Annotated in this window: 16 protein-coding genes; 10 read left to right on the top strand and 6 right to left on the bottom strand. The window is 47.1% G+C overall.

Annotation, left to right across the window (positions count from 1 at the left end; all coding sequences use genetic code 11):
* Positions 1-571: 571 nt before the first annotated feature.
* Both NIES208_RS16730 and NIES208_RS16725 read right to left on the bottom strand, forming a co-directional pair.
* The gene (locus NIES208_RS16730) at positions 572-1879 is read right to left on the bottom strand and encodes a dihydrolipoamide acetyltransferase family protein (RefSeq protein ID WP_075894129.1); all 1308 of its coding nucleotides are present in this window, start codon (positions 1877-1879) and stop codon (positions 572-574) included.
* A 77-nt stretch (positions 1880-1956) separates the two neighbouring features.
* The gene (locus NIES208_RS16725) at positions 1957-2511 is read right to left on the bottom strand and encodes a peroxiredoxin (RefSeq protein WP_075894130.1); all 555 of its coding nucleotides are present in this window, start codon (positions 2509-2511) and stop codon (positions 1957-1959) included.
* A gap of 211 nt (positions 2512-2722) precedes the next feature.
* On the opposite strand from NIES208_RS16725, the gene NIES208_RS16720 reads away from it, so the two are divergent.
* From NIES208_RS16720 to NIES208_RS16710, 3 genes are all read left to right on the top strand, one after another.
* The gene (locus tag NIES208_RS16720; protein WP_139325090.1) at positions 2723-3106 is read left to right on the top strand and encodes a hypothetical protein; all 384 of its coding nucleotides are present in this window, start codon (positions 2723-2725) and stop codon (positions 3104-3106) included.
* Positions 3107-3247: 141 nt separating this feature from the next.
* A complete protein-coding gene (locus NIES208_RS16715) occupies positions 3248-3793 on the top strand; it encodes a hypothetical protein (protein ID WP_075894127.1) in 546 nt (181 codons plus the stop codon).
* Positions 3794-4009: 216 nt separating this feature from the next.
* On the top strand, positions 4010-5278 hold the full coding sequence (locus NIES208_RS16710; protein WP_075894126.1) for an FIST signal transduction protein: 1269 nt from the start codon (positions 4010-4012) through the stop codon (positions 5276-5278).
* Between the two features lie 13 nt (positions 5279-5291).
* Here NIES208_RS16710 and trpE read toward each other — a convergent pair whose 3' ends face one another.
* The 4 genes from trpE to NIES208_RS16690 form a co-directional block, all read right to left on the bottom strand.
* Positions 5292-6809 (bottom strand): anthranilate synthase component I, encoded by a 1518-nt coding sequence (trpE, locus tag NIES208_RS16705; RefSeq protein WP_075894125.1) that lies wholly within the window; start codon positions 6807-6809, stop codon positions 5292-5294.
* A gap of 249 nt (positions 6810-7058) precedes the next feature.
* Positions 7059-7487 (bottom strand): photosystem I reaction center subunit II PsaD, encoded by a 429-nt coding sequence (psaD, locus tag NIES208_RS16700; protein ID WP_075894124.1) that lies wholly within the window; start codon positions 7485-7487, stop codon positions 7059-7061.
* A gap of 203 nt (positions 7488-7690) precedes the next feature.
* Positions 7691-8545: an ABC transporter permease gene (locus NIES208_RS16695; RefSeq protein WP_075894123.1), complete on the bottom strand. Its 855-nt coding sequence runs from the start codon at positions 8543-8545 to the stop codon at positions 7691-7693.
* 91 nt (positions 8546-8636) lie between these two features.
* Entirely contained in the window at positions 8637-9455 is an 819-nt protein-coding gene (locus tag NIES208_RS16690) for a tetratricopeptide repeat protein (RefSeq protein ID WP_075894122.1), read from the bottom strand.
* A gap of 285 nt (positions 9456-9740) precedes the next feature.
* On the opposite strand from NIES208_RS16690, the gene NIES208_RS16685 reads away from it, so the two are divergent.
* From NIES208_RS16685 to NIES208_RS16655, 7 genes are all read left to right on the top strand, one after another.
* Positions 9741-11435, top strand: a complete 1695-nt coding sequence (locus NIES208_RS16685; protein WP_075894121.1) for a DMT family transporter — start codon at positions 9741-9743, stop codon at positions 11433-11435.
* Between the two features lie 235 nt (positions 11436-11670).
* Positions 11671-12189 (top strand): Ycf51 family protein, encoded by a 519-nt coding sequence (locus NIES208_RS16680; protein WP_075894120.1) that lies wholly within the window; start codon positions 11671-11673, stop codon positions 12187-12189.
* A gap of 59 nt (positions 12190-12248) precedes the next feature.
* On the top strand, positions 12249-13397 hold the full coding sequence (locus NIES208_RS16675) for an iron-containing alcohol dehydrogenase family protein (protein WP_075894119.1): 1149 nt from the start codon (positions 12249-12251) through the stop codon (positions 13395-13397).
* Positions 13398-13791: 394 nt separating this feature from the next.
* Positions 13792-16809, top strand: a complete 3018-nt coding sequence (locus tag NIES208_RS16670; protein ID WP_075894118.1) for an Npt1/Npt2 family nucleotide transporter — start codon at positions 13792-13794, stop codon at positions 16807-16809.
* A gap of 41 nt (positions 16810-16850) precedes the next feature.
* Positions 16851-17312: a cyclic nucleotide-binding domain-containing protein gene (locus NIES208_RS16665; RefSeq protein WP_075894117.1), complete on the top strand. Its 462-nt coding sequence runs from the start codon at positions 16851-16853 to the stop codon at positions 17310-17312.
* A 125-nt stretch (positions 17313-17437) separates the two neighbouring features.
* Positions 17438-18577, top strand: a complete 1140-nt coding sequence (locus NIES208_RS16660; RefSeq protein ID WP_075894116.1) for a 5-(carboxyamino)imidazole ribonucleotide synthase — start codon at positions 17438-17440, stop codon at positions 18575-18577.
* 67 nt (positions 18578-18644) lie between these two features.
* Positions 18645-19877 (top strand): EAL domain-containing protein, encoded by a 1233-nt coding sequence (locus NIES208_RS16655; protein WP_075894115.1) that lies wholly within the window; start codon positions 18645-18647, stop codon positions 19875-19877.
* Positions 19878-20048: the final 171 nt, after the last annotated feature.

Below are 20048 nucleotides of genomic sequence, written 5' to 3'. Positions count from 1 at the left end.
CGTGTCTCCTTTTCTCTAAAGAATTTTGGCTACATTCTTATCCATAACTGACGTTGAATAGATCTCTAGAGAAAGACTAAAGACTCGATCTTTCTGCCTAAAACTGATAGATACTTCGCAGCAGACTTAGCGGGTTCTTTTATTAGAGAGAGAGGCTAAAGATGGGTTCTCAATTAGATTGCGCGACCTCTCGAAACCTTTCCCCCTCTGGATGCCCTCCCCCAAGAGAGAAATAAATCACTCCAGAGTTTACTTGAAACTTCCATCTTCCCAACGACCATGGATCTGTCTCTGGCGATCGCCAAAAAAAACTCTGCATTTCCAGTTGCTTACTACATTTCAAACTATAGTCGAAGCCATCAAAGTTCAGAGATCGAATAGGCTTCAAAGCCCTAGCCAGTCAGGATTTAACATCTTGAGCCCCACCGCTCTTGCCGACCACAACGAGAAGGCTCTTAAAAGTGAGGTTTCGTTTGTTTAGTCAATGTCACTGTGTGTTGGTATTTACGCCATAAAAAAAGCTCCCCTAAAGCGAGGAGCTAACAAATGCAGAAACAACTCATCTAATTCTTTAGAGAGTCAAAGAATGGGTATTGTTCTCGATCAGGTCGGCGAGATCCTTGAGGAAAGCTGCCGCATCTGCACCGTAGATAACGCGGTGGTCACAGGTAATATTCACAGTCATCGATTTTTTCACACCGAAGAGACCGTCTGCTGTTGCCACAACCTTAGGCTGCGCACCGCCGATCGCCAAAATAGAACCAGTACCGGGGGGCAAAATCGCATCAAAACTACTAACGCCAAACATACCGAGATTAGACAGCGTAAATGTGCCAGTGCTGTACTCATCGGGCTGGAGTTGCTTAGAACGAGCGCGGGATACAAGATCTTTCCATGTACGAGACAAAGAATAAATATCCATTTGGTCTGCCCCTTGGAGAACAGGTGTGATTAGACCACCATCCGGCATCGCCACGGCGACTGCAATATTGATGCCATTACTGTATTTGATCGCGTTATCACCAAAGCTTGCATTGACAACAGGGTGTTTCTGGAGAGTTACGGCTACAGCCTTGGCAAGGAGACCAGTCATGGTTACGCCCTTGCTCTTAATTTGTTTGTAGAGCGCATCCAGTTTGTCGGTGGCAATGTCGTAGGAAACGTGGAAAGTGGGGACTTCCAAGCTCGCGTTCATGTTGCGAACCACGGCCTGTTGAAGCGTATTTAGGGGAACCACTTCACCGGGAGTCACCGAGGCAACAGGTGCTGGTGCTGGTGCGGGCTTTGCTGCTGGGGTGGCGGCGATCGCCGCAGTAGTCGTTGCAGTTGCTGCTGGAGCTGTGGGTGCTTTGCCTGCTGCCGCTTCTACATCTTGAGCAACAATACGACCGTGGGGACCAGTCCCTGCAACGGTCTTCAGATCAACGCTAAATTGTTTAGCGAGCTTTTTCGCTCTGGGGGAGGCAACAATTCTACCTTCATTGACTACCGGAGCAGGAGCCGGTGTGGTCGCTGGGGTGGTCGTTGTCGCCGCCGGAGCTGGGGCTGGAGTAGGCGCAGGAGCCGCCGGAGCTGGAGCTGGTGCACTACCGCCACCTTTAAGAGCCGCCGCCTTTTGCTTGGCCTCTTCGATTTCTGCTTCCGTTTCTGCAATGAGGGCGATCGCCGAACCCACAGGCGCTTCATCACCCGCATCAACAACAATTGCCGCAAGGAAGCCTTCATTAAAAGACTCCACATCCATATCAGCCTTGTCAGATTCCACCACGACAACGGTTTCACCTTTAGCAACTTTATCGCCCGGAGACTTTGTCCAAGAGACGATCTTACCTTCGGTCATCGTGGAACTGAGGGCGGGCATGAAAATATCGTGAATCATGGAGGAATCTTTTTTTCTAAAACAACGACGGGAACAAACTTTAACTAGCTGATTTTACCCCATTGGGGGTGGCAAATTTAGGAATTCGCTGTCAAAGAATCAAGGTCTGCAAGGACTTCTTGGCTATGAATAGCAGGGTTTACACCAAGATAAACTTTACGCAAAAGACCCTCAGGATCAACGAGATAGGTGTGGCGGAGAGAATAACCTGTGAGGTAAGAACCATAACTTTTGCTCACTTCGCCTTTACTGTCTGCGAGGAGCGGAAATTTCAGACCTTCTGCATCGCAAAACTGTTCGTGGGAATTGACATCATCCACACTAACGCCAAGAATTTGCACATTACGCTCGTTATATTCAGGCAAATCCTGTTGAAAGCGTCGCGCCTCAAGGGTGCAGCCGGGGGTAAAGTCTTGGGGGTAAAAATACAGCACCACCCATTGGCCGAGATAATCACTCAAGGAATACTCGTCAATTTCACCGTCACCAGCATTACCGAGCAAGGTGAATTGGGGAGCGGGTGCATTGAGATCAGGTTGTTTGCCGCCGAGGGCTTGGGCTTCATTGGTCGGTAACCACAGCAACGCAACAAGGCACAGGGAAATCACGAGGGTGCGAAACAGTTTAAACATACGGAGATCACAAAAATTCACTCTATATGTTGTAGCGTTTCTCATAAATTCAAGGGGGAAGAATAACGATTCTTGCGGAAAATATCAGCTAAAACTTTCGCGGTGAAGTCGTTGTGGAGATTGCAGTTAGCCGAAACTATTTGAGTTATTTTTAGAGGAGAGATTTAGTGATCAATAGCTAAGTTCGGTAGCTAAGTTCGGTGAACAGGCGATGGAAATATTGGGCTTTTTAGGGATTTTAGGCGCAGTTGTGGTGATTGGCGGTTTATTAATTGTCACTTTTTACTACTTTGGAGTGGTTTTTAGTGTGCTTTTCTTACACAATTTTGGGCCAACATTGTTTGGGATCACGGTGTGTGTGTTCCTCTGGCGATCGGGTTTAGATAATATCGGTGTGTTATTTGCCATTGGCGGCATCGTTGGCAATTTTTACTGGTTAAAATCACCGCTCTCTAAAAAAGTTGATGCGTGGCTAGGTAAATGGTTACCGATGTATAAAGATACCTATTCCCGCGATCGCTCTAATCCTATGGCTGGTAAAGTCGCTCGCTATGATAAGGATGGCAAGGTCATCGGTTATCAAGATCGGGAGTAGTTCATACTGTTTATCTCAGTTGTTGTGGAGCACTCGAAGCGAATGATTTGGCGTAGGAGGTTTCTTAAAAGCAGCTTACAGAGGGTATTTTGCAGTTTGCCGTTGCTTGGTTGTAGCGTGGCGGTTGAATCTGTTCCACAAATGGAAATGCTAATTAGAGGGAATTGTGGGGAATTAGGCTGTGAGGAGTTGTGGCGATCGCTGTCTAATCGTTGGTCGGAAACTTTTAGCCAACTCGAATCGGAATGTCCTGAGGTTGCCAGTTATGGTTTTAATAGTTGGGAAAATGATGGCAAAACCTACGCGGGGTTGTGGTGTTGGCAAGCGAAAGAATCCGGCGATCGCGAAACCTATGGCAATTTGTTTCGTGTTTTTCCTTATCCCGGTGAGGAAGATTCTTTCCTTGCACCCACTGAATGTGGTGCTAATCCGGACTGTGGGTCTACATGGCAGACTCTAATGGCAGCGCATCCAGAAGTAATACGAGAGATGCAACAAACCTGTGCGTTACGCCAAGGGTTTTTACTCTATTCACAACTCGAAAAGCAGGAATATCAAATTAATTGCGGCTTTTTTGCGCCTAGCATTCAAATCGATAGTGATGGTGATGGTATCGCTGATGGTGAAGGAAAACCGACGGGTGTGGATATTGCGTTAGGCATATTGTCGCTATCGTCGAAACCTTAGTTCTCACGGGAAAATGTGGGGCGATCGCCGCGACAGACGCTATAAAACCAGTTGCAATGGTATTTTTAAACATTAATACTTTGAAATGCTTTCAATCTCGCTCGTTTCTAGAACTTGCCACCCGTTGCAGTGCAAGAAACTCGCTACACTTCTTATAGAGGGATTTCGATGGCACATCAAATCGTCCGTTACCGTTGCCGCTGCTGAGGAAAAACTATGACTGACCAATTTCAATGGCTCAATGCATTGTCTACCCGTGCATCCCTAGAGGGGGCGATCGCCGAAGTAGTGGCAGAGATCAAAGCCAAACTACAGGGCACAGCGGATCTTGGCATTGTGTTTATTTCCTCCGCCTTTACTAGCGAATATTCGCGGGTTGTGCCCCTCCTCACTGAAAAACTTCCCATGAAAGTACTAATCGGTTGCGGTGGCGCTAGCATCATTGGCACCGATGAAAATAATCGACCCCAAGAATTGGAAGATCGTCCAGCCCTCAGTCTAACCGTTGCCCACTTGCCGGATGTGACGGTAAAACCGTTTCAATTAACCGACCAAGATATTCCTGATCTTGATAGCTCTCCCGACCGCTGGACAAATATTTTTCAAATTGATAATCGCGACGATCCCGACTTTATTATTTTTGCGGATCCTTTCTCTTCAAATATTAATGACCTCCTCGCTGGCTTAGATTTTGCCTATCCTAATGCGGTGAAAGTGGGTGGTTTAGCTAGTTCTGGCGGTATGGGTCGCACTAATGGGTTATTTTGCTACACCGAAGAAAACCAAGAGCGATCGCCGATGTTGCGGGAAGGGTCTGTCGGCGTGGCGATCGCCGGCAAGATCACCATCGATGCCATTGTCGCCCAAGGCTGTCGTCCCATCGGCGATGTTTTCCAAGTGTCAGAATGTGAACGCAATATTATTACCGAGTTGTCCCGACAAGATGAGGACGGCATCACCAAAAATACTCCCCTCAAAATGTTGCAATCTTTAATTTCCGAACTAGATGCCGATGATCAAGTCCTCGCCCAAGACTCCCTATTTATTGGCATTGCCATGGATGCCTTTAAACAAAAATTGACCCACGGTGATTTTCTCATTCGAAATTTACTAGGCGTTGACCCCAAAATCGGTGCTATGGCCATCGGCGATCGCATCCGTCCCGGACAACGCATCCAGTTCCACCTGCGAGATGCCGAAACCTCCGCCGAAGATCTCACCGTTCTGCTCAAAAAATATCGCGACCAAAAAACTGACTTTAAAGAACCCTTCGGCGTGCTGATGTTTTCCTGTATGGGACGCGGCAAAGGTCTGTATGGCGAGTTGAACTTCGATGCCAATAAATTAGCCTCTTATCTGCCTAATCCCAACATTGGCGGCTTCTTCTGCAATGGGGAAATTGGGCCAGTCGGGAATAGCACATTTTTACACGGCTACACCTCCGTATTCGGCATTATTCGTCCCACCGAGAAAGCACCAAATTAGGTCAAGTTAAAACCTAAGCCTGCAAACAGCGAATCGCCTCTAGCATACCCCGCGCTTTATCGAGGGTTTCTTGGTATTCCCGCTCCGGCTCAGAATCCGCCACAATACCCGCCCCCGCCTGCACAAACACATCATGGCCATTGCCTTGGGAGCGCACAATCATCGTGCGGATCGTAATCGCCGTATTTAACTGGCCTTCAAAATCGTAGTAACCATAAACTCCCGAATAAGGGCCCCGTCGCTCCGGTTCTAGGTCATTAATAATCTCTAGTGCACGGATTTTCGGCGCACCACTTACCGTGCCCGCAGGAAAACAAGCCTGTAACAAGTCCCATGCCGACTGCTCTGGATCTAGTTCGCCAACCACATTACTGACAATGTGCATAACGTGGGAATAGCGTTCGATTACCATCAGATCCCCCACTGTCACAGAGCCTTTTTTACAGACGCGCCCCAAATCATTACGACCGAGATCCACGAGCATCACATGTTCTGCAATCTCCTTGGGATCTGCCAATAAATCTTTTTCATAGGCGAGATCTTCGGCGTGGGTTTTGCCACGGGGACGAGTGCCGGCGATCGGGCGCACCATAGCCTCCAATGTCCCTTCTGGTGTTTGCTCCGCTTTCACCATAATTTCCGGGCTAGAGCCAATTAGCTGCCAATGGCCAAAATTATAAAAAGACATATAGGGAGAGGGATTAATCAGACGCAGTGAGCGATACAGATCAAAGGGATGGCCATCGTACTGGGTTTTCAGCCGCTGGGAAAGGACGACCTGAAAAATATCACCAGCTTTAATGTGTTCTTTGGCGGTTTTGACATTGTGACAAAACAACTCTTTGCTGGTATTGCTGTCATAGACGAGGGGATCCTGGGTTTTCGAGTCTGCCCACTCCAAGGGTTTTGCGGCCACTGGCAGGGGTAATTTTAGCTTTAGCACGAGCTTCGTAACGCGATCGCAGGCATTTTGATAAGCTTCTTCGACAGAATTACCATCACGCAAATCCGCATAGGTAATTGCCCAGATCTTGCGTTTTACCTGGTCAAAAATAATCAGATTATCGACTTGCATCCAGAGGCCATCGGGCAAATCATCGGCTTGGCGATCGTAAACCGGAACGCGGGATTCGATCCACTGCATCAGCTCGTAGCCCCACATCCCAAACAAGCCACCGATACCCGACGGTAGTTCTGGCAATTTAACGGGATGAATGGTTGCTAAACAATTTTTTAAAACGTCAAAGGGATTGCCTGTAAATTCTGCCTCTTTGCCATCGCGAAATTTCTGAACCGTGCGATCGCCTTTATTTTCTAAAATCCAAACCGGATCACAACCCAAAAAACTATAGCGGCTGATGTTTTCGCCGCCCTCTACCGATTCCAGCAAAAAATTATAGGGATGATCCGCACAAACTTTGTACCACGCAGAGACTGGCGTTTCGAGATCCGCAACCCATTCTTGATAGACCGGAATAAAGTTGCCCTGTTCACTCAGATGACAGAATTGCTCGAAATCAGGAAAAATCATAGGTCTCTGTGGGAATTATCTCCCCGCAAACCGCTATCACGGTAGGGAAATAATTTAATGGAAAAATAATAAATATTCTCGACACAACAAAGCGGAAGCTCTATTGTTCAGCCTCTCATCATATCAGACTTTATTTGTGGATCTAGCAATACCGGCGATCGCCCTACTAAATCCACAACAAGCCCGAGACAAACAGCAAACAACTCACTTCCGCCGGTTTTCCGAAGCTAACATGAGCCTAGAGACAACCTAAGCTTCGTAGGGTTCAACACCAGAAAACTTAAGGGTTGCAGGCTCAGGATTACTCCCGATATTACGGTCAACCTTGCCATGAAACTCACGACCTTCGTTTACCTTCTCAGAAGGAACGCCATCGAGGGGATAAAGGAACTGAGTTTCGCCAGAAGGATAAATACGATAGATCTTATAGTCCTTAATTCTGGGCTTGAGTTGGGTTTTGAGTTGAGTGCCAAGGGCAAGGCACTGCTCCTTCCGGGCGAAATACATCAGGTTATCGCCTTCGTTCATAGTCGCAGCACCACCAGTAGGCAGTTCGAACACTTGCTCTTTAGAGGCAGACCAAGTGATGGCATATTTCTCCTCTCTTTCAGCAGCGGAAAGAAGACCACCCGTGCTGCCACCGAATTTCGGTGTTTTTCCAGTAAGCTCGTTAGACATGCTCAAAAATCTTTATTAAATAAAGGGTGTTTCGCAAATGCTATCACCACACCCCTACCCCACCGATCAAGTGTCAAGATCTGTAACAGATGTTTGCTGTTTGTAATAGAAAATCGTTAATACACTAAATTTTTGTGGGATTTTGCAGATATTTTGCTGTAACTCATCACAAAATCGGCTCACAAGCGTCTTAGCCAAAGACATTAGCGTAAACGGCGTTTTTCTCCTTGATAACGCAGATATTCGGCGACACAGGCAATGATCCCCGACACTAAAATCAGCAGCACACTTAAGGCGTTGATATCTGGTTTTACACCGGTACGAATGCGACTAAAAATCTCCATGGGCAATGTGGTAGAGCCTGTGCCAGCGGTAAAACTGGAGATCAAAAAGTCATCCATACTCAGGACAAAGGAGAGGAGGCAACCGGCAAGGATAGCTGGGGCTAGTTCGGGTAATAGGACTCTAATAAAAGCCTGAACAGGGGTTGCGCCAAGGTCTAGGGCGGCTTCTTCTAGGTTGGGATCGAGGCTTGCTAAACGGGAGGACACGACGATCGCCACGTAGGCGAGACAAAACACCACATGGGCGGCAATAATCGTCCAGAGGCTGAGGGGCAACCCAATAACGGCGAGAAACACTAGCGTCGCGACGGCGATCGCAATATCCGGCACAATCAGCGGTAAATAGGAAACACCCACGAACAAAGTACGCCCGGGAAAACGATATTTTGCCAGACCCACGGCCATCATCGTGCCGATAACAGCGGAAATGCCCACTGCCACCACTGCCACTGTCAAACTTTTCTGGAGGGCGGTAAAAACACGTTCGTCTTGGAAAAGAGTGCTATACCATTTCAACGAAAATCCTTGCCAGGAGCTACTGTAGGCGGACTCATTAAAGCTATAAAATCCCAAGACAAAAATCGGCAGATACATGTACAGAAACATCAGGCCAGAAAATATCGCTTGCCATGAAATCACCCAGCGGTTGCGGGATGCTGTTTTTTTCATTGTGAGAAATGCGTCTTGATCAGTGGTGGGTAGAGTGTCAACCATGATTTTTCTAGGGATGAAAGTAGATATCAACTGTGTGACATCTGCTTGGGTGGGGTAGTGCAGCCATGATTGGGGTTGTAATGCTTCAAGGTTAGTACAGAGTTAGCATCAGTTGTTGTTGAAATTTGTGGGTGAGGGGATGATTTTTGCCGAGTAGATTAAAAATCACGACCATGGCTTTCCTTGCACCGTCATTTTGGTAGGCGCGATCGCCGCCCACGATTTCTAATAAACTTTCTAGTGCCGTTTCGTATTGACCGACTAAGGCATGTTTTGCTGCACCGACATATTTTTCGTCTAATTCTGATGCCACAGCAAGGCTAGCGATGTTCTGGAGCAAGAGTTTGCCCCGTAGACTGTCGGCGATCGCCCAATATTCTGTTTGCTCTGGTCTAATTGTGTTGAGCATTTGGGTGGCTTCTTTAACTTTACCGAGGGGAATCAAAAACTCAGCAGCGGCGATCGCCACCTTAGGATGCTGCGGATATTGCTGAAATAACTGATCTAAGACAGATTTAGCAGCAGGCAAATTATTTTCAGACTGATAAACCCTGAGCTGATCAACCAAACCATCAATTTCCGAATTTAAATGGAGATTTTCTAATATTTCCCGAATTTTCTCCTCTTCCAACACCCCCACAAAACCGGGAATGAGTTTCCCCCGGGTCGCAATCCGAACATCAGGCACACCTTCAACGCCATATTCATTGGCCAACTCTGGATTTTGGTCAATATCAACCGTCGCCAGCACAAAATCATATTCTTTCACTAACGACTGCAAAATTGGCTTTAGTAGCTGGCAAGGGCCACACCAAGTCGCAAAAAAATCCACCAATACCACCGTTTCGTGGGATGCCGCCAGTACCGCTGTGGCAAAGGTCTGTTGATTGACCGCAATTTCCGTTCCCATGTCACATCACCCCCAAGGAATTTTTTCTTTATTTAAAACGATATTGACAGCGGCGATCGCCCGATTACTCCAAGACGATAAAAAAATTTGAGATAAACAACTTTGCCGAACGTAAACATCAACACAAAAATCTAGTCACAGAATTAAAACCTCCCGTACAATAAGGGCAACTTTTCCGATATGCTTTGCTTAAAGTAGGAAATACTTAAAAATTCACTGATTTTGACGGTCTCTACGTAGTTTTACGGAGTTTCCCGAAATCTAACCACATAGGACAGTGAGCTAATGCCATCAGATCAATTTTCTCCTCAGGGTTCGGACAGCACCGAGGCACGCCTGCAACAAATTAACGCAGATCTCGACCGACTCCGACAAACCCTAACCTCCCAACTCCAAGGAGAAATACAACAGCTTCAGCAACAAAAATCCCAACTTCAACAGGAAATATCCTCCCTCGAAGCGCAACGGCGATCGCTGATGCAGCAGATGGCACCGACCCTCGCCGCCGAACTCAAAAATATCCTCAACAAACAAAGTCCCGGTAACAGCTACAGCACAAACCTCAGCCAGGCAGAAGACTATAGCAATACCGCCAATCGTCTCATCGCAGACCTAGACTCCACCTTTCGAAGCACCTTTAAGACCCTACAGCTAGATCTAAATAGCTACCATAGCTCCCTATCCCAACAGCTGAGTCAGATGTATACCCTAGAGCAACAAGGAGAAGCCATCCTAGATGCCCTAGTCAGTCGCCTCAAAGAAGAGCTGCATAATAATCAATCCCGCTACGTGACCCCTCCCGTCATTCCCCAAGCGACGACACAGCCAGCAGCCGATTACGGTTACCAGCAAAACGACATTATTCAAGACGAACCACTAGCATCAAACATCACCTCAGAACCAGTCGAAGCAAAAACCTACATTCCCCGCCTGAACGATACCAAAACAGCAAAAAAAGAACTAACCTTCTCCAAGTCCCAGCTAGGACTGATTTTGATTCTGTTCTCATCCCTGATTCTGTCCCTTCAGAATGTCGTGATCAGCATCATCCTGAACCAAAGTTCAATTTTTGGCTTCATTAAAACCGGGGGCTATATTTCACCGGGTATCGGCAACTCGCTCCTTATTCTGTTCCTCAGGATGATTTTTGTGGTGCCGGTCATGTGTCTGATCGCCAAATCTTTGCATCCGTCTAGCTTTAAGGACATCAAAAAGTTCATGGAAGAGCGAGACTATCTGCTGATGGCGAAGGTTGCGGGTTGTGGCTTTGCGCTGTTTCTCTCGCAAGTGCTGATCTACACAGCCCTCGGCCCGCTATCCCCCGGCGTTGCGATTACCATCTTTTTCATCTTCCCCATTGTGACCTTGCTACTTGCGTGGCTATCTTTTGGGGAGCGTCCTAGCAATATTAGGTGGCTCGTTGCCTTTGTTGTGGTTTTAGGAGTGGGGTTAATTTCTGCTCCTTCTGGTGGCGCGCAAATTAGTTTGCCCTTTAGCAGTGTGCTTGCCGCGATCTTTTCTGGGGTTTCCTTTGCGGTGCATGTGCTCCTGATTCAGGCTTGTACCAAGAAAATTCACCCTGTGCCTTTTAGTGTGATTAACTTTGGCACAATTTTGATTTTTTCAACGTTCAGCCTCTTTCTCACCTTTACGCCATTTTTACCGGAGTCTTGGTCGATTAGTGTTGAGTCTGGTAAGGGGTTCAGTGTTTTGCTGAGCGGGATGATTTTGGGTGTTTTAACTTTGCTAAGTTATCTCGCAAATAATATTGGAATTAGTTATATTGGCGCGGCCATTTCTTCGATTTTCGGAGCAACAGGCCCGGTGCTTACTTCGATTTTGTCACTGATTATTATTGGTAAGACCCTCAGTGGACAGCAGGTTTTGGGCATGCTTGTGGTGACGGCTGGTGTGTTAGCCCTAAATCTGGAAAGGCTCTATGGGACTAAAGCCAAGCAAAAGGTAAAGGCGGCTGATTAGCCCCTTGCAAAAGTTGTATGTTCTGATACTATATGGGCAATGTAAAGAAATATTTCGAACTGTCGTGCTGGGAACGCGTAGTTTGGGATTTATTCGATGCAAACAACAACAAGCTTGAGTTTAACCGGCGATCGTGATCGCTGGTTTTTTAATAGGTACAGTTTCCGTGATAATAGAAATCACTTTAAATTTTTTTTTCGACACCGCCCTTTAAATCGGCTCTTTTTTTTAAGTCATGGATAATCTTGATTTTGCCCTCTACACTCAATACTCAGGCTACGCGACGCTCGCCTTCGCTATTTTGGCGATCGCCGGATTTTTGTTTAAGTGGGGAATTCGCTTCCGACTGGTCGGCACAACGGGTTTTATGATCGTGCTGACGATTGGTTTATTTGGCTTGAGCTTGGGGCTGTTTAACCGTAGCGTTGTGCCGGGAGCAATTCGTTACTCCCTCGTCTATGACAACGGCTCTAATTTGGCTGTCGTTACTGTGAAGCCAGAAATTAGTCTTTCAGAAGTTGATGCAACGTTGAGACAAGCGTCTGGTGATCTATTTTCCTACGGTCGTACTGGTGGTGATGCAGGTTTCTTAGTGCGCCTCCGTACCATTAAGCATCTTGCTCCCGGTGTCTCAGAACCTCTTTACCTTGGTCAAATTCGGCGGGAGATCACCACGCGGGAAACGGCAGACCTCGATATCCAGATTTATGAGGATAACTTCGCTAAGCTGCCAATTAACGACTCGATTAGTTAGGTTAGTTACACCGTGACATTTGCGATGTCACTTCAAGTTTTGTTTTCAGTTTTTTTATTATGGATCAGGTCTCTCTAACCTCAACGACTACGACAACAACACAAATCTTTGTGGCTCCAGCCCAAGTGATCAAAGGTGAGGGCATTCTCGCTAAATCGGCGATGGCGATCGCCCGTTGGGGAAAGCGACCTCTCATTGTTGGCGGTAAGCGGTCTGTTGCAGTAACTAGAGAGACTTTAAAAGTGATTGCTAAGGAACAGGCTTTAGAAACGGAAACGGCCTTTTATAGCCCCGACTGTTCTGAGACATCCCTGAAATATCTCCATAAAAAATTTAAAGGCCACAAGGCCGATTTTGTCATTGGTGTTGGTGGTGGTAAAGCCCTTGATACGGCAAAACTATTAGCTCACCAGCAACATTGCCCCGTCGTCACCATTCCCACTTCGGCTGCTACCTGTGCCGCTTGGACAGCTTTGTCTAATATCTACACCGATGCTGGGGCTTTTCAATATGATGTCAATTTAAGTCGTTGCCCAGACCTATTGATTTTGGACTACGACTTGGTAAAACAGGCTCCGCAGCGAACTTTGGTGGCAGGCATTGGTGATGCGATCGCCAAGTGGTACGAAGCCGCGGTTAGTAGTGGCCATTCCACTGATACCCTCACCATTGCTGCCGTTCAACAGGCACGGGTGCTACGGGATATTTTGTTCCAGAAATCAGCAGCGGCGATCGCCGATCTTGACAGTAAAGAATGGCAGGAAGTCGTTGACGCTAGCGTTTTACTCGCAGGCGTAATTGGCGGTCTTGGTGGCGCAAATTGCCGTACCGTTGCCGCCCATGCCGTCCATAACGGCTTAACCCATCTTGAAGCAGCCCATGGCATTCTCCACGGCGAAAAAGTTGCCTACGGCATTTTAGTGCAACTCCGCCTCGAAGAAATGTGTTTAGGCAGTCAACTTGCTAGCACTGCTCGCCAACAGCTATTACAGTTTTATCAAGCCATTAGCTTGCCCCAAACCTTGGCGGATCTTGGCCTAACGAAAATCACCCTGCAAGACCTCCAGAAAGTTGCAGAAATCACCTGCCAACCCCAATCCGATATTCACCGTTTACCCTTTGCCGTGACACCAGAACAGTTGATGGCAGCCATGGTGTCCACCCAAGTGCCAACACATAAAACAGCAGAGGCAATCCCCGCCGATTAGTAGCTAACGTCAATTATGGATAAAAATGTAGCCGAAATTCTCTAGAGAAAGGAAAACACGGAGAGGGAGAGATACGGGAAGCAACGAAAATTTGCATTGTTTGAAAGCGTGGATTATTTGAATAGATGCATAGAAACATCTCCCTATCTCTCGCTCTCTCATTCACCGCGTCATACTTCCGAGCATTCTTAAACAAAACTCACATTAGCTAAGCAAGGGAAAAAAGGGGCGATCGCCCCGTAATTTTGCGTAAAAAGCTGAAACAATAGAAAAAAATCCACTCATTCCCGAAGAAAACCAACAATTGTGACGGATAACGAGGGATACGGGAATCTTAGGTAAGGTATAAACTGGATAGCAAATCGCTTTTCTGGCAAGGTAGCATCCATCGCCTATGAAATCACAAGCCCTCCGACCCAAGACCCAAAACGACTGGACGCGCAAGCTGCTGCAAACCCTAAATCTTCGTCAGGAAGAGGGTGAGCGCACCCTATTAATGTTTGGCTTCTATACAGCGACCTCCGTTGGTTTGTTGTGGATGGAGCAAACAACCACAGCATTATTTCTCTTACCCACTGAAGAAGGTGGGTTTGGCGCATCTTGGTTGCCGATGATCTATATCGTCAGTGCCATGTTGGGTTCTGGCTTAGGATTTCTCTACTCATGGCTCCAGAATAACTGGGCATTACAGCGCGTTTTGATGTTCATCGTGCTGCTTATGGCGCTACCGTTATTGGTATTTCGAGTCAGCCTCGATCTGCAATATTTTGACGGTGTGCTCGCCTTTGTCACGGTATTTGTACTGCGACTATGGATGGATGCCGAAGACATTCTTAATGACCTCAATTCCCAAGTTGCAGCTAATCAGCTTTTTAATATTCGCGAAATTAAACGCGCCTATCCGATCATTTCCAGTGGTCTGCTACTGGGGGATGTGATTTCTGGCTTTTCTTTGCCGATTTTTCTTAAGTTTGTTGGCTTAGAAAATATGCTCATTGCCGCTGCGGTGATGATTTTGGTGGGTGGCGGAATGCTGTTTTACCTCACCCGTCGCTACAAGCAGGCTTTTCCCGATACGCCTGTTAAAGATTTAGAGGAATTTGAATCAGACTTTACGAGCCGCAAATTAACGAAATCTCTTAAGCGCTATATTATTCCGCTATTTTTGTTTTTCATTATGGGAGAAGTGCTATATCTCCTTGTGGAAGTGCAATATCTCGGAGAACTAGAGCTCAAGTTTCAGGGAGATGATATTGCGGGTTTTTTGGGGCTATTTGCCGGGATCTTAGGTCTATTTGAGCTCCTGACCCAGTGGTTTGTTTCGAGTCGAGCTGTGGAGAGGTTGGGGGTATTTGTGGCGGCAATGTTTTTGCCTGTATCTCTTTCGGTATTGGGTTTGGGGACGATTTTGCTAGATAAGCGATTTTTCTTTGCATCCTTTGATAGTGCAGAAATTTTATTTTTTAGTGCGATTGCGCTGCGGTTTTTCGATGAACTGTTGCGCTATACCCTGATTGCGGGCATTGAGCCGTTTCTGTTTCAGCCGATTCCATCGGAAATTCGCAGTTCGATTCAAACTTGGGTACAGGGGATTGCTGAGCCTTTTACGACGGGGGTGACTGGTGCGGGTTTGTTAGGGGCGATCGCCGTGATCAGCAAGGTGTGGGGAGATAGCGAGACGACAGAGACTCTCCGGCAAATCCAAGGCAGTATTTTTGTGGGGGCGATCGTCTTTTTTTCGATTATTTGGGCAGCCAGTGCGTGGTTCCTGAGATCCAGTTATGTAAGCTTGTTGGTACAGGGAGCAGAGCAGGGACGGCTGGGCTTTGGCAATATTGATCTCAATGCTTTTAAGCGGGCAGTGGTACAGGCTCTAGAGGAACGTAAAACCGAGGGCGATCGCCGCTCCTGTATTCAGCTACTAGACCGTATTGATCCGCTGAATCTGTCTGAAGTGTTAGCGCCGATGTTGCATCAATTTACGCCAAATCTACAACGGCAAAGTCTCGAATCCATGTTGCGATCGCCCAAACCCGAATATCGCCAACAGGTACAAGATCTCATTGAGCAAAAGCCACCTTTAGATGTCCTCGCCTTGGGTCTAAGGTATTTGTGGCTATGTGAGCCGAACCTCGATGCCAAAACCCTCAAACCCTACCTCAACGAACGCGTTGATCCCCTAGTCCGCGGCACCGCTGCCAATCTGATTATTCAGCGCGGCAGCACCATGGAAAAACGGGAGGCGACCTATACCCTAGAGGAAATGCTCAACTCCCACAAAGAACGCGAGCGTGTCGTTGGTGTCCAGTCTTTACCTGACGCATTGCACTCTACCCTCGTGCACACCTACATCCCTGAACTGCTACAGGACGATTCGGCTAAGGTGCGTTGTGCTCTGCTCGCCATCATTGCAGATAAGCGTTTAGATGAATATTACGGTTCCCTCGTTAAAGGACTTTATTTTAGTTCCACCAGAGAAGCAGCGAAAGAGGCCTTGATTTCCCTTGGTAATGACGCAGCAAGCCTATTGATTGGTGTGTCGGAAGATCCAAGACAAAGCGAATTTACCCGCCAGCAGGTGTGGTCAGTGATGGCAGAAATCGCCACGCCAGATTTAGTTGATGCTCTAATTCAACGGTTAATGAGCAGTTGGGGGACTGATCGCCGTAATTTGTTGCGGATCATCTCTAAAATGCCGCCGGAGCAGGGGATTGAACCGGTTCTCGAACGTCTCGGGCGATCGGGTGTGGAAATGCTCCTTGATCAAGAAATACTCTTCCTTGGTCAAATGTATCTAGCGGCGAAGGATTTTGCAGATCCAAAATTGGATTCGGAGGAGGTCAATCTTTTGCGGGCGGCCATGGAAGGGGCGAAAGAAGATGTGTTCGAGCGCTGCTTTTTGCTCATGAAGCTGCTTTATCCCCTGAGTGCTGTTCAGGCGGCAATTTTAAATCTTAATTCGGAGTCACAGTCGAGTATTGCTCTGGGTTTGGAAATTTTGGATAATACCCTTGATCTGCCCCAAAAGCGTTTGTTCCTTGAGTTATTTGATACGGGTACGAAGGCTAATTTACTTGCCCTGCGCAGCGTGGGACAAATTTTGCCTTACAATCCCATGCAGCCTAGCGATCGCCTCCGCCATCTGATTCAACTGCGGCATTTCATCTCCCCTTGGTTGCTTGCTTGTTGTTTTCATTTGGCAAAAGCCAAACATTGGAGTTTGGGACAGGATGCCGTTTTAGTCTGTTTGCGTCACCCCAATAGTTTTGTTCGAGAAGCAGTCTTGGCATACCTTAAAGAGGCAAGCCCGCGTATTTGCTTGGAGTTGTTGCCGACCCTCACGAACGATCCAAACCCAATCGTAAACGCGCAAGTTGAACAATTACGTTTAGAATTAGACGCCTTGGGTTAAGGTTTTAGTAAGACTGCCGTCTCCCCCTCTCGCCATGAGCAATGTTAAGTAGTTTCGACCGATTGTTATTTATTCGCAGAGTCTCGATCTTTCAGGAGCTTCGGGATGAGTTTCTCGTTAAGCTGGCCTCGGTCATGGATGAGCTTTCTTTTCCTTCGAGCCATACGATTTTTGAGCAGGGAGAGGAGGGGCGATCGCTATATATTGTGGTGTCTGGTCGCGTGCGGGTGCATATTGGTGATCAGGAACTGGTGCAGCTGGAGCAGGGCTCGATTTTTGGCGAAATGGCCTTATTTGACGCGGAGCCGCGCTCTGCATCCGTGACAACCCTTGAAAAATGTGATTGTCTCACTCTCAATCAACTACAGCTCATCGATGCCATTGAAGAAACGCCAGAAATTGCGGTAAATGTTACCCGTGCGCTGTCCCGTCGTATCCGGGAGCTGAATAGCAAAGTCAAAAGCTATGAAAGCCAAATTAATATCCTCAATGCGAAAGCCTAATTCTGTAACGCTTTCTCGCCGTTTTTAAACTCATTTATCTTTTCCTTGATGGTGTAAATATCTTGCCCTTTAATGGATGCGGGACTAGGATTAACAGTCTGGCGACAAAAGAGGTGCTTTGGGTTATGAAACAGCGAGTAGGGGTGATCGGTGGTGGTCAACTCGCATGGATGATGGGTGCAGAAGCACGCAGCCTTGGCTTGGAATTATGGTTGCAGACACCGAATGCTAATGATCCTGCTGTCTCTCAGGCAGATCATGTGATTTTGGCTGATGTGCAGGACGTGACGGCCACGGGGAAATTAGCAGAGCATTGTGATGTGGTGACCTTTGAAAATGAATTTGTTGATCTTGATGCCCTTGGTAAGTTGGTGGGCAAAGGGGCAAGTTTTCGTCCGACTTTAGATTTTTTAGCGCCGTTACTGGATAAATATGATCAGCGTCTTTGTTGTGAAAGGTTTGATATTCCTGTGCCTCGTTATCAAACTTGGTCATTGGGCGATCGCCTGCCGGAGGGTTGGCAATATCCGGTTGTCTTGAAGGCACGCCGCCATGGCTATGATGGTAAGGGTACGTTTGTTTTAAAGGATCAAGCGGCATTGGCTGCTTTGCCGTCAGCATTGGCTGGCACAGCGTTATTGTTAGAGGAGTTTATCCCTTTTGAGCGGGAATTAGCGGTGATGGTAGCGCGCAATCTTTCTGGGGAGATACGGGTATTTCCTGTGGTTGAAACCCAACAGATAGATCAAGTTTGTCACTGGGCGATCGCCCCGGCTGCCATTAGTAAAACGGTCGCCGAAAAAGTGACTAATATTGCTCGACATTTGGCGCAAAATCTAGGGTTAGTGGGCATTATGGGTATTGAGTTATTTCTTACTGCCGCCGGAGAAGTTCTCGTTAACGAAATTGCCCCTCGCACCCACAACTCTGGACATTTTAGTTTGGATGCCTGTCAGACATCTCAGTTTGCCATGCAACTCCAGGCGATCGCCGAACTGCCTTTGGGAAATCCAAAGTTGCTAACAGCAGGGGCGGTGATGGTCAATTTACTGGGTTTTGAACATAGCGACAGTGACTATATTCATCGACGACAGCTACTCATTCAGTTCCCGAATAGTCGTGTCCATTGGTATGGCAAAAGTGGGGCTAGTCCCGGTCGAAAATTAGGCCATGTGACCGTCCTAAGCGAAACAAGTAATCCGGAGCAACTCACGGCGATCGCCAAACACATTGAAAGATTGTGGTATCCACAAAGCGATGCATAAAGAGTGTTATAGACTTAATAGCAATGGTGACTACCAGCACTGCACAGCGTGGATTTAATCGCACTTCATGGAAACACAGGGACGCTACGAAGGACTTGAGAGGCGGCACGTTTTAGCCGGAGAATTCATCTTCAGAGAGGGTGATCCGGGCGACTACGCCTACATTATCGAAGAAGGTGAGGTGGAGATCTCGACGGTCATCGATGATAAGCCCGTTGTCCTAAACGTTCTCAAACAGGGAATTATGTTTGGAGAATTGGCCCTTGTAGATGGACGAACCCGCTCTGCGGCGGCGGTGGCCAACACTGACGTTCTTTTGACTATTGTTACCAAAGAGCAGGTCAATATGCGCGTTGACTCTGCCGATCCGATTTTGCGGATGTTGCTATTTGTGGTGATGCGCTACTTCCGGTCAGAAACCTCTTGGCGGATGCATGGCAAACCCCTTGAACCGACGGCCAATGAGATGTTGACCCAGCCAGCCATTGATTTAAATCGTCGCATAGACCAAGCCGTTGATCTGATCCGCATGGAAAGTGAGCTGCGCATGGCGATCGCCGAAAAACAGTTTTGTCTCCATTACCAGCCCATTGTTAATCTACAAACTGGGGCGATCGCCGGATTTGAAGCCCTCATTCGTTGGCAAAGTCCCTCCCGCGGATTTATTCGTCCCGATATTTTCATTGCCCTAGCCGAATCGACCTCCCTCATTTTGCCCATTGGCGAATGGGTTATTGAAGAAAGTGGTAAAGCACTCAAGGCATTTGAGGCCGCCTATCAACAGCCATTATTTATGAGTATTAATATTGCTAGCCGCCAAATTGAAGAGCCAACATTTATTCAAACCCTCGTCAAAAAAGTTAAAGAATTAAACATTGAAAACCGTCAAATTAAACTCGAAATTTTAGAACGTAGTCTATTTAATAGTGAGTTAGCCCAACGGTGGATTCAAGATATTCGTAAACTTGGTTTTTTAGTGGCGCTAGACGATTTTGGTACAGGCTACTCTAGTCTGCAATATCTTAATGATTATCATCTTGATAACATTAAAATCGATAAATCTTTTGTTGGTGGGCTGGGTAGTAAATCAAAAAGTTCTAGCCTGTGCGCGGCCATGATTAATCTCGCCGAAGCCCTTGAGATGAGCGTGATTGCGGAAGGGATTGAATGTGCAGAGCAAGCGACAGCCTTAAAAGAATTGGGATGTTTATTTGGGCAGGGTTATCACTTCTCTCGTCCTATGGTTTTTGAGGATGTTTTAGTCGCCTTAAAACAGTCATCTTTGCCTTTTGTTTCGTAGTCAAAAAAGATAAATAAAGTAAATCAAACAACCCAAAACTTCGGTGGGGGGCGATCGCCTACCAGCGCCTTTGATTAAGTGCTATTCCCTGTAATTCTGGCTCTCCGGGAATGAGTATGCTGAAGTAGTAAAAGCAATGTCGTTGAAACGATGGTTCCATTACTAACCCAG

The organism is [Limnothrix rosea] IAM M-220 (assembly GCF_001904615.1).
Classification (GTDB): Bacteria; Cyanobacteriota; Cyanobacteriia; order Cyanobacteriales; family MRBY01; genus MRBY01.
Note: the sequence above shows the minus strand (reverse complement) of the source record. Positions and strands in the feature narration are given on the sequence as shown.

Bases quoted from the DNA above. Each gene is read 5' to 3' on its own strand.
- NIES208_RS16720 (WP_139325090.1), top strand. From the start codon at position 2,723: ATGGAAATATTGGGCTTTTTAGGGATTTTAGGCGCAGTTGTGGTGATT.
- NIES208_RS16715 (WP_075894127.1), top strand. From the start codon at position 3,248: ATGGAAATGCTAATTAGAGGGAATTGTGGGGAATTAGGCTGTGAGGAG.
- NIES208_RS16670 (WP_075894118.1), top strand. From the start codon at position 13,792: ATGAAATCACAAGCCCTCCGACCCAAGACCCAAAACGACTGGACGCGC.
- NIES208_RS16655 (WP_075894115.1), top strand. From the start codon at position 18,645: ATGGAAACACAGGGACGCTACGAAGGACTTGAGAGGCGGCACGTTTTA.
- NIES208_RS16685 (WP_075894121.1), top strand. From the start codon at position 9,741: ATGCCATCAGATCAATTTTCTCCTCAGGGTTCGGACAGCACCGAGGCA.
- trpE (WP_075894125.1), bottom strand. From the start codon at position 6,809: ATGATTTTTCCTGATTTCGAGCAATTCTGTCATCTGAGTGAACAGGGC.
- NIES208_RS16690 (WP_075894122.1), bottom strand. From the start codon at position 9,455: ATGGGAACGGAAATTGCGGTCAATCAACAGACCTTTGCCACAGCGGTA.
- NIES208_RS16675 (WP_075894119.1), top strand. From the start codon at position 12,249: ATGGATCAGGTCTCTCTAACCTCAACGACTACGACAACAACACAAATC.
- NIES208_RS16680 (WP_075894120.1), top strand. From the start codon at position 11,671: ATGGATAATCTTGATTTTGCCCTCTACACTCAATACTCAGGCTACGCG.
- NIES208_RS16695 (WP_075894123.1), bottom strand. From the start codon at position 8,545: ATGGTTGACACTCTACCCACCACTGATCAAGACGCATTTCTCACAATG.
- NIES208_RS16660 (WP_075894116.1), top strand. From the start codon at position 17,438: ATGAAACAGCGAGTAGGGGTGATCGGTGGTGGTCAACTCGCATGGATG.
- psaD (WP_075894124.1), bottom strand. From the start codon at position 7,487: ATGTCTAACGAGCTTACTGGAAAAACACCGAAATTCGGTGGCAGCACG.
- NIES208_RS16730 (WP_075894129.1), bottom strand. From the start codon at position 1,879: ATGATTCACGATATTTTCATGCCCGCCCTCAGTTCCACGATGACCGAA.
- NIES208_RS16725 (WP_075894130.1), bottom strand. From the start codon at position 2,511: ATGTTTAAACTGTTTCGCACCCTCGTGATTTCCCTGTGCCTTGTTGCG.
- NIES208_RS16665 (WP_075894117.1), top strand. From the start codon at position 16,851: ATGTTAAGTAGTTTCGACCGATTGTTATTTATTCGCAGAGTCTCGATC.
- NIES208_RS16710 (WP_075894126.1), top strand. From the start codon at position 4,010: ATGACTGACCAATTTCAATGGCTCAATGCATTGTCTACCCGTGCATCC.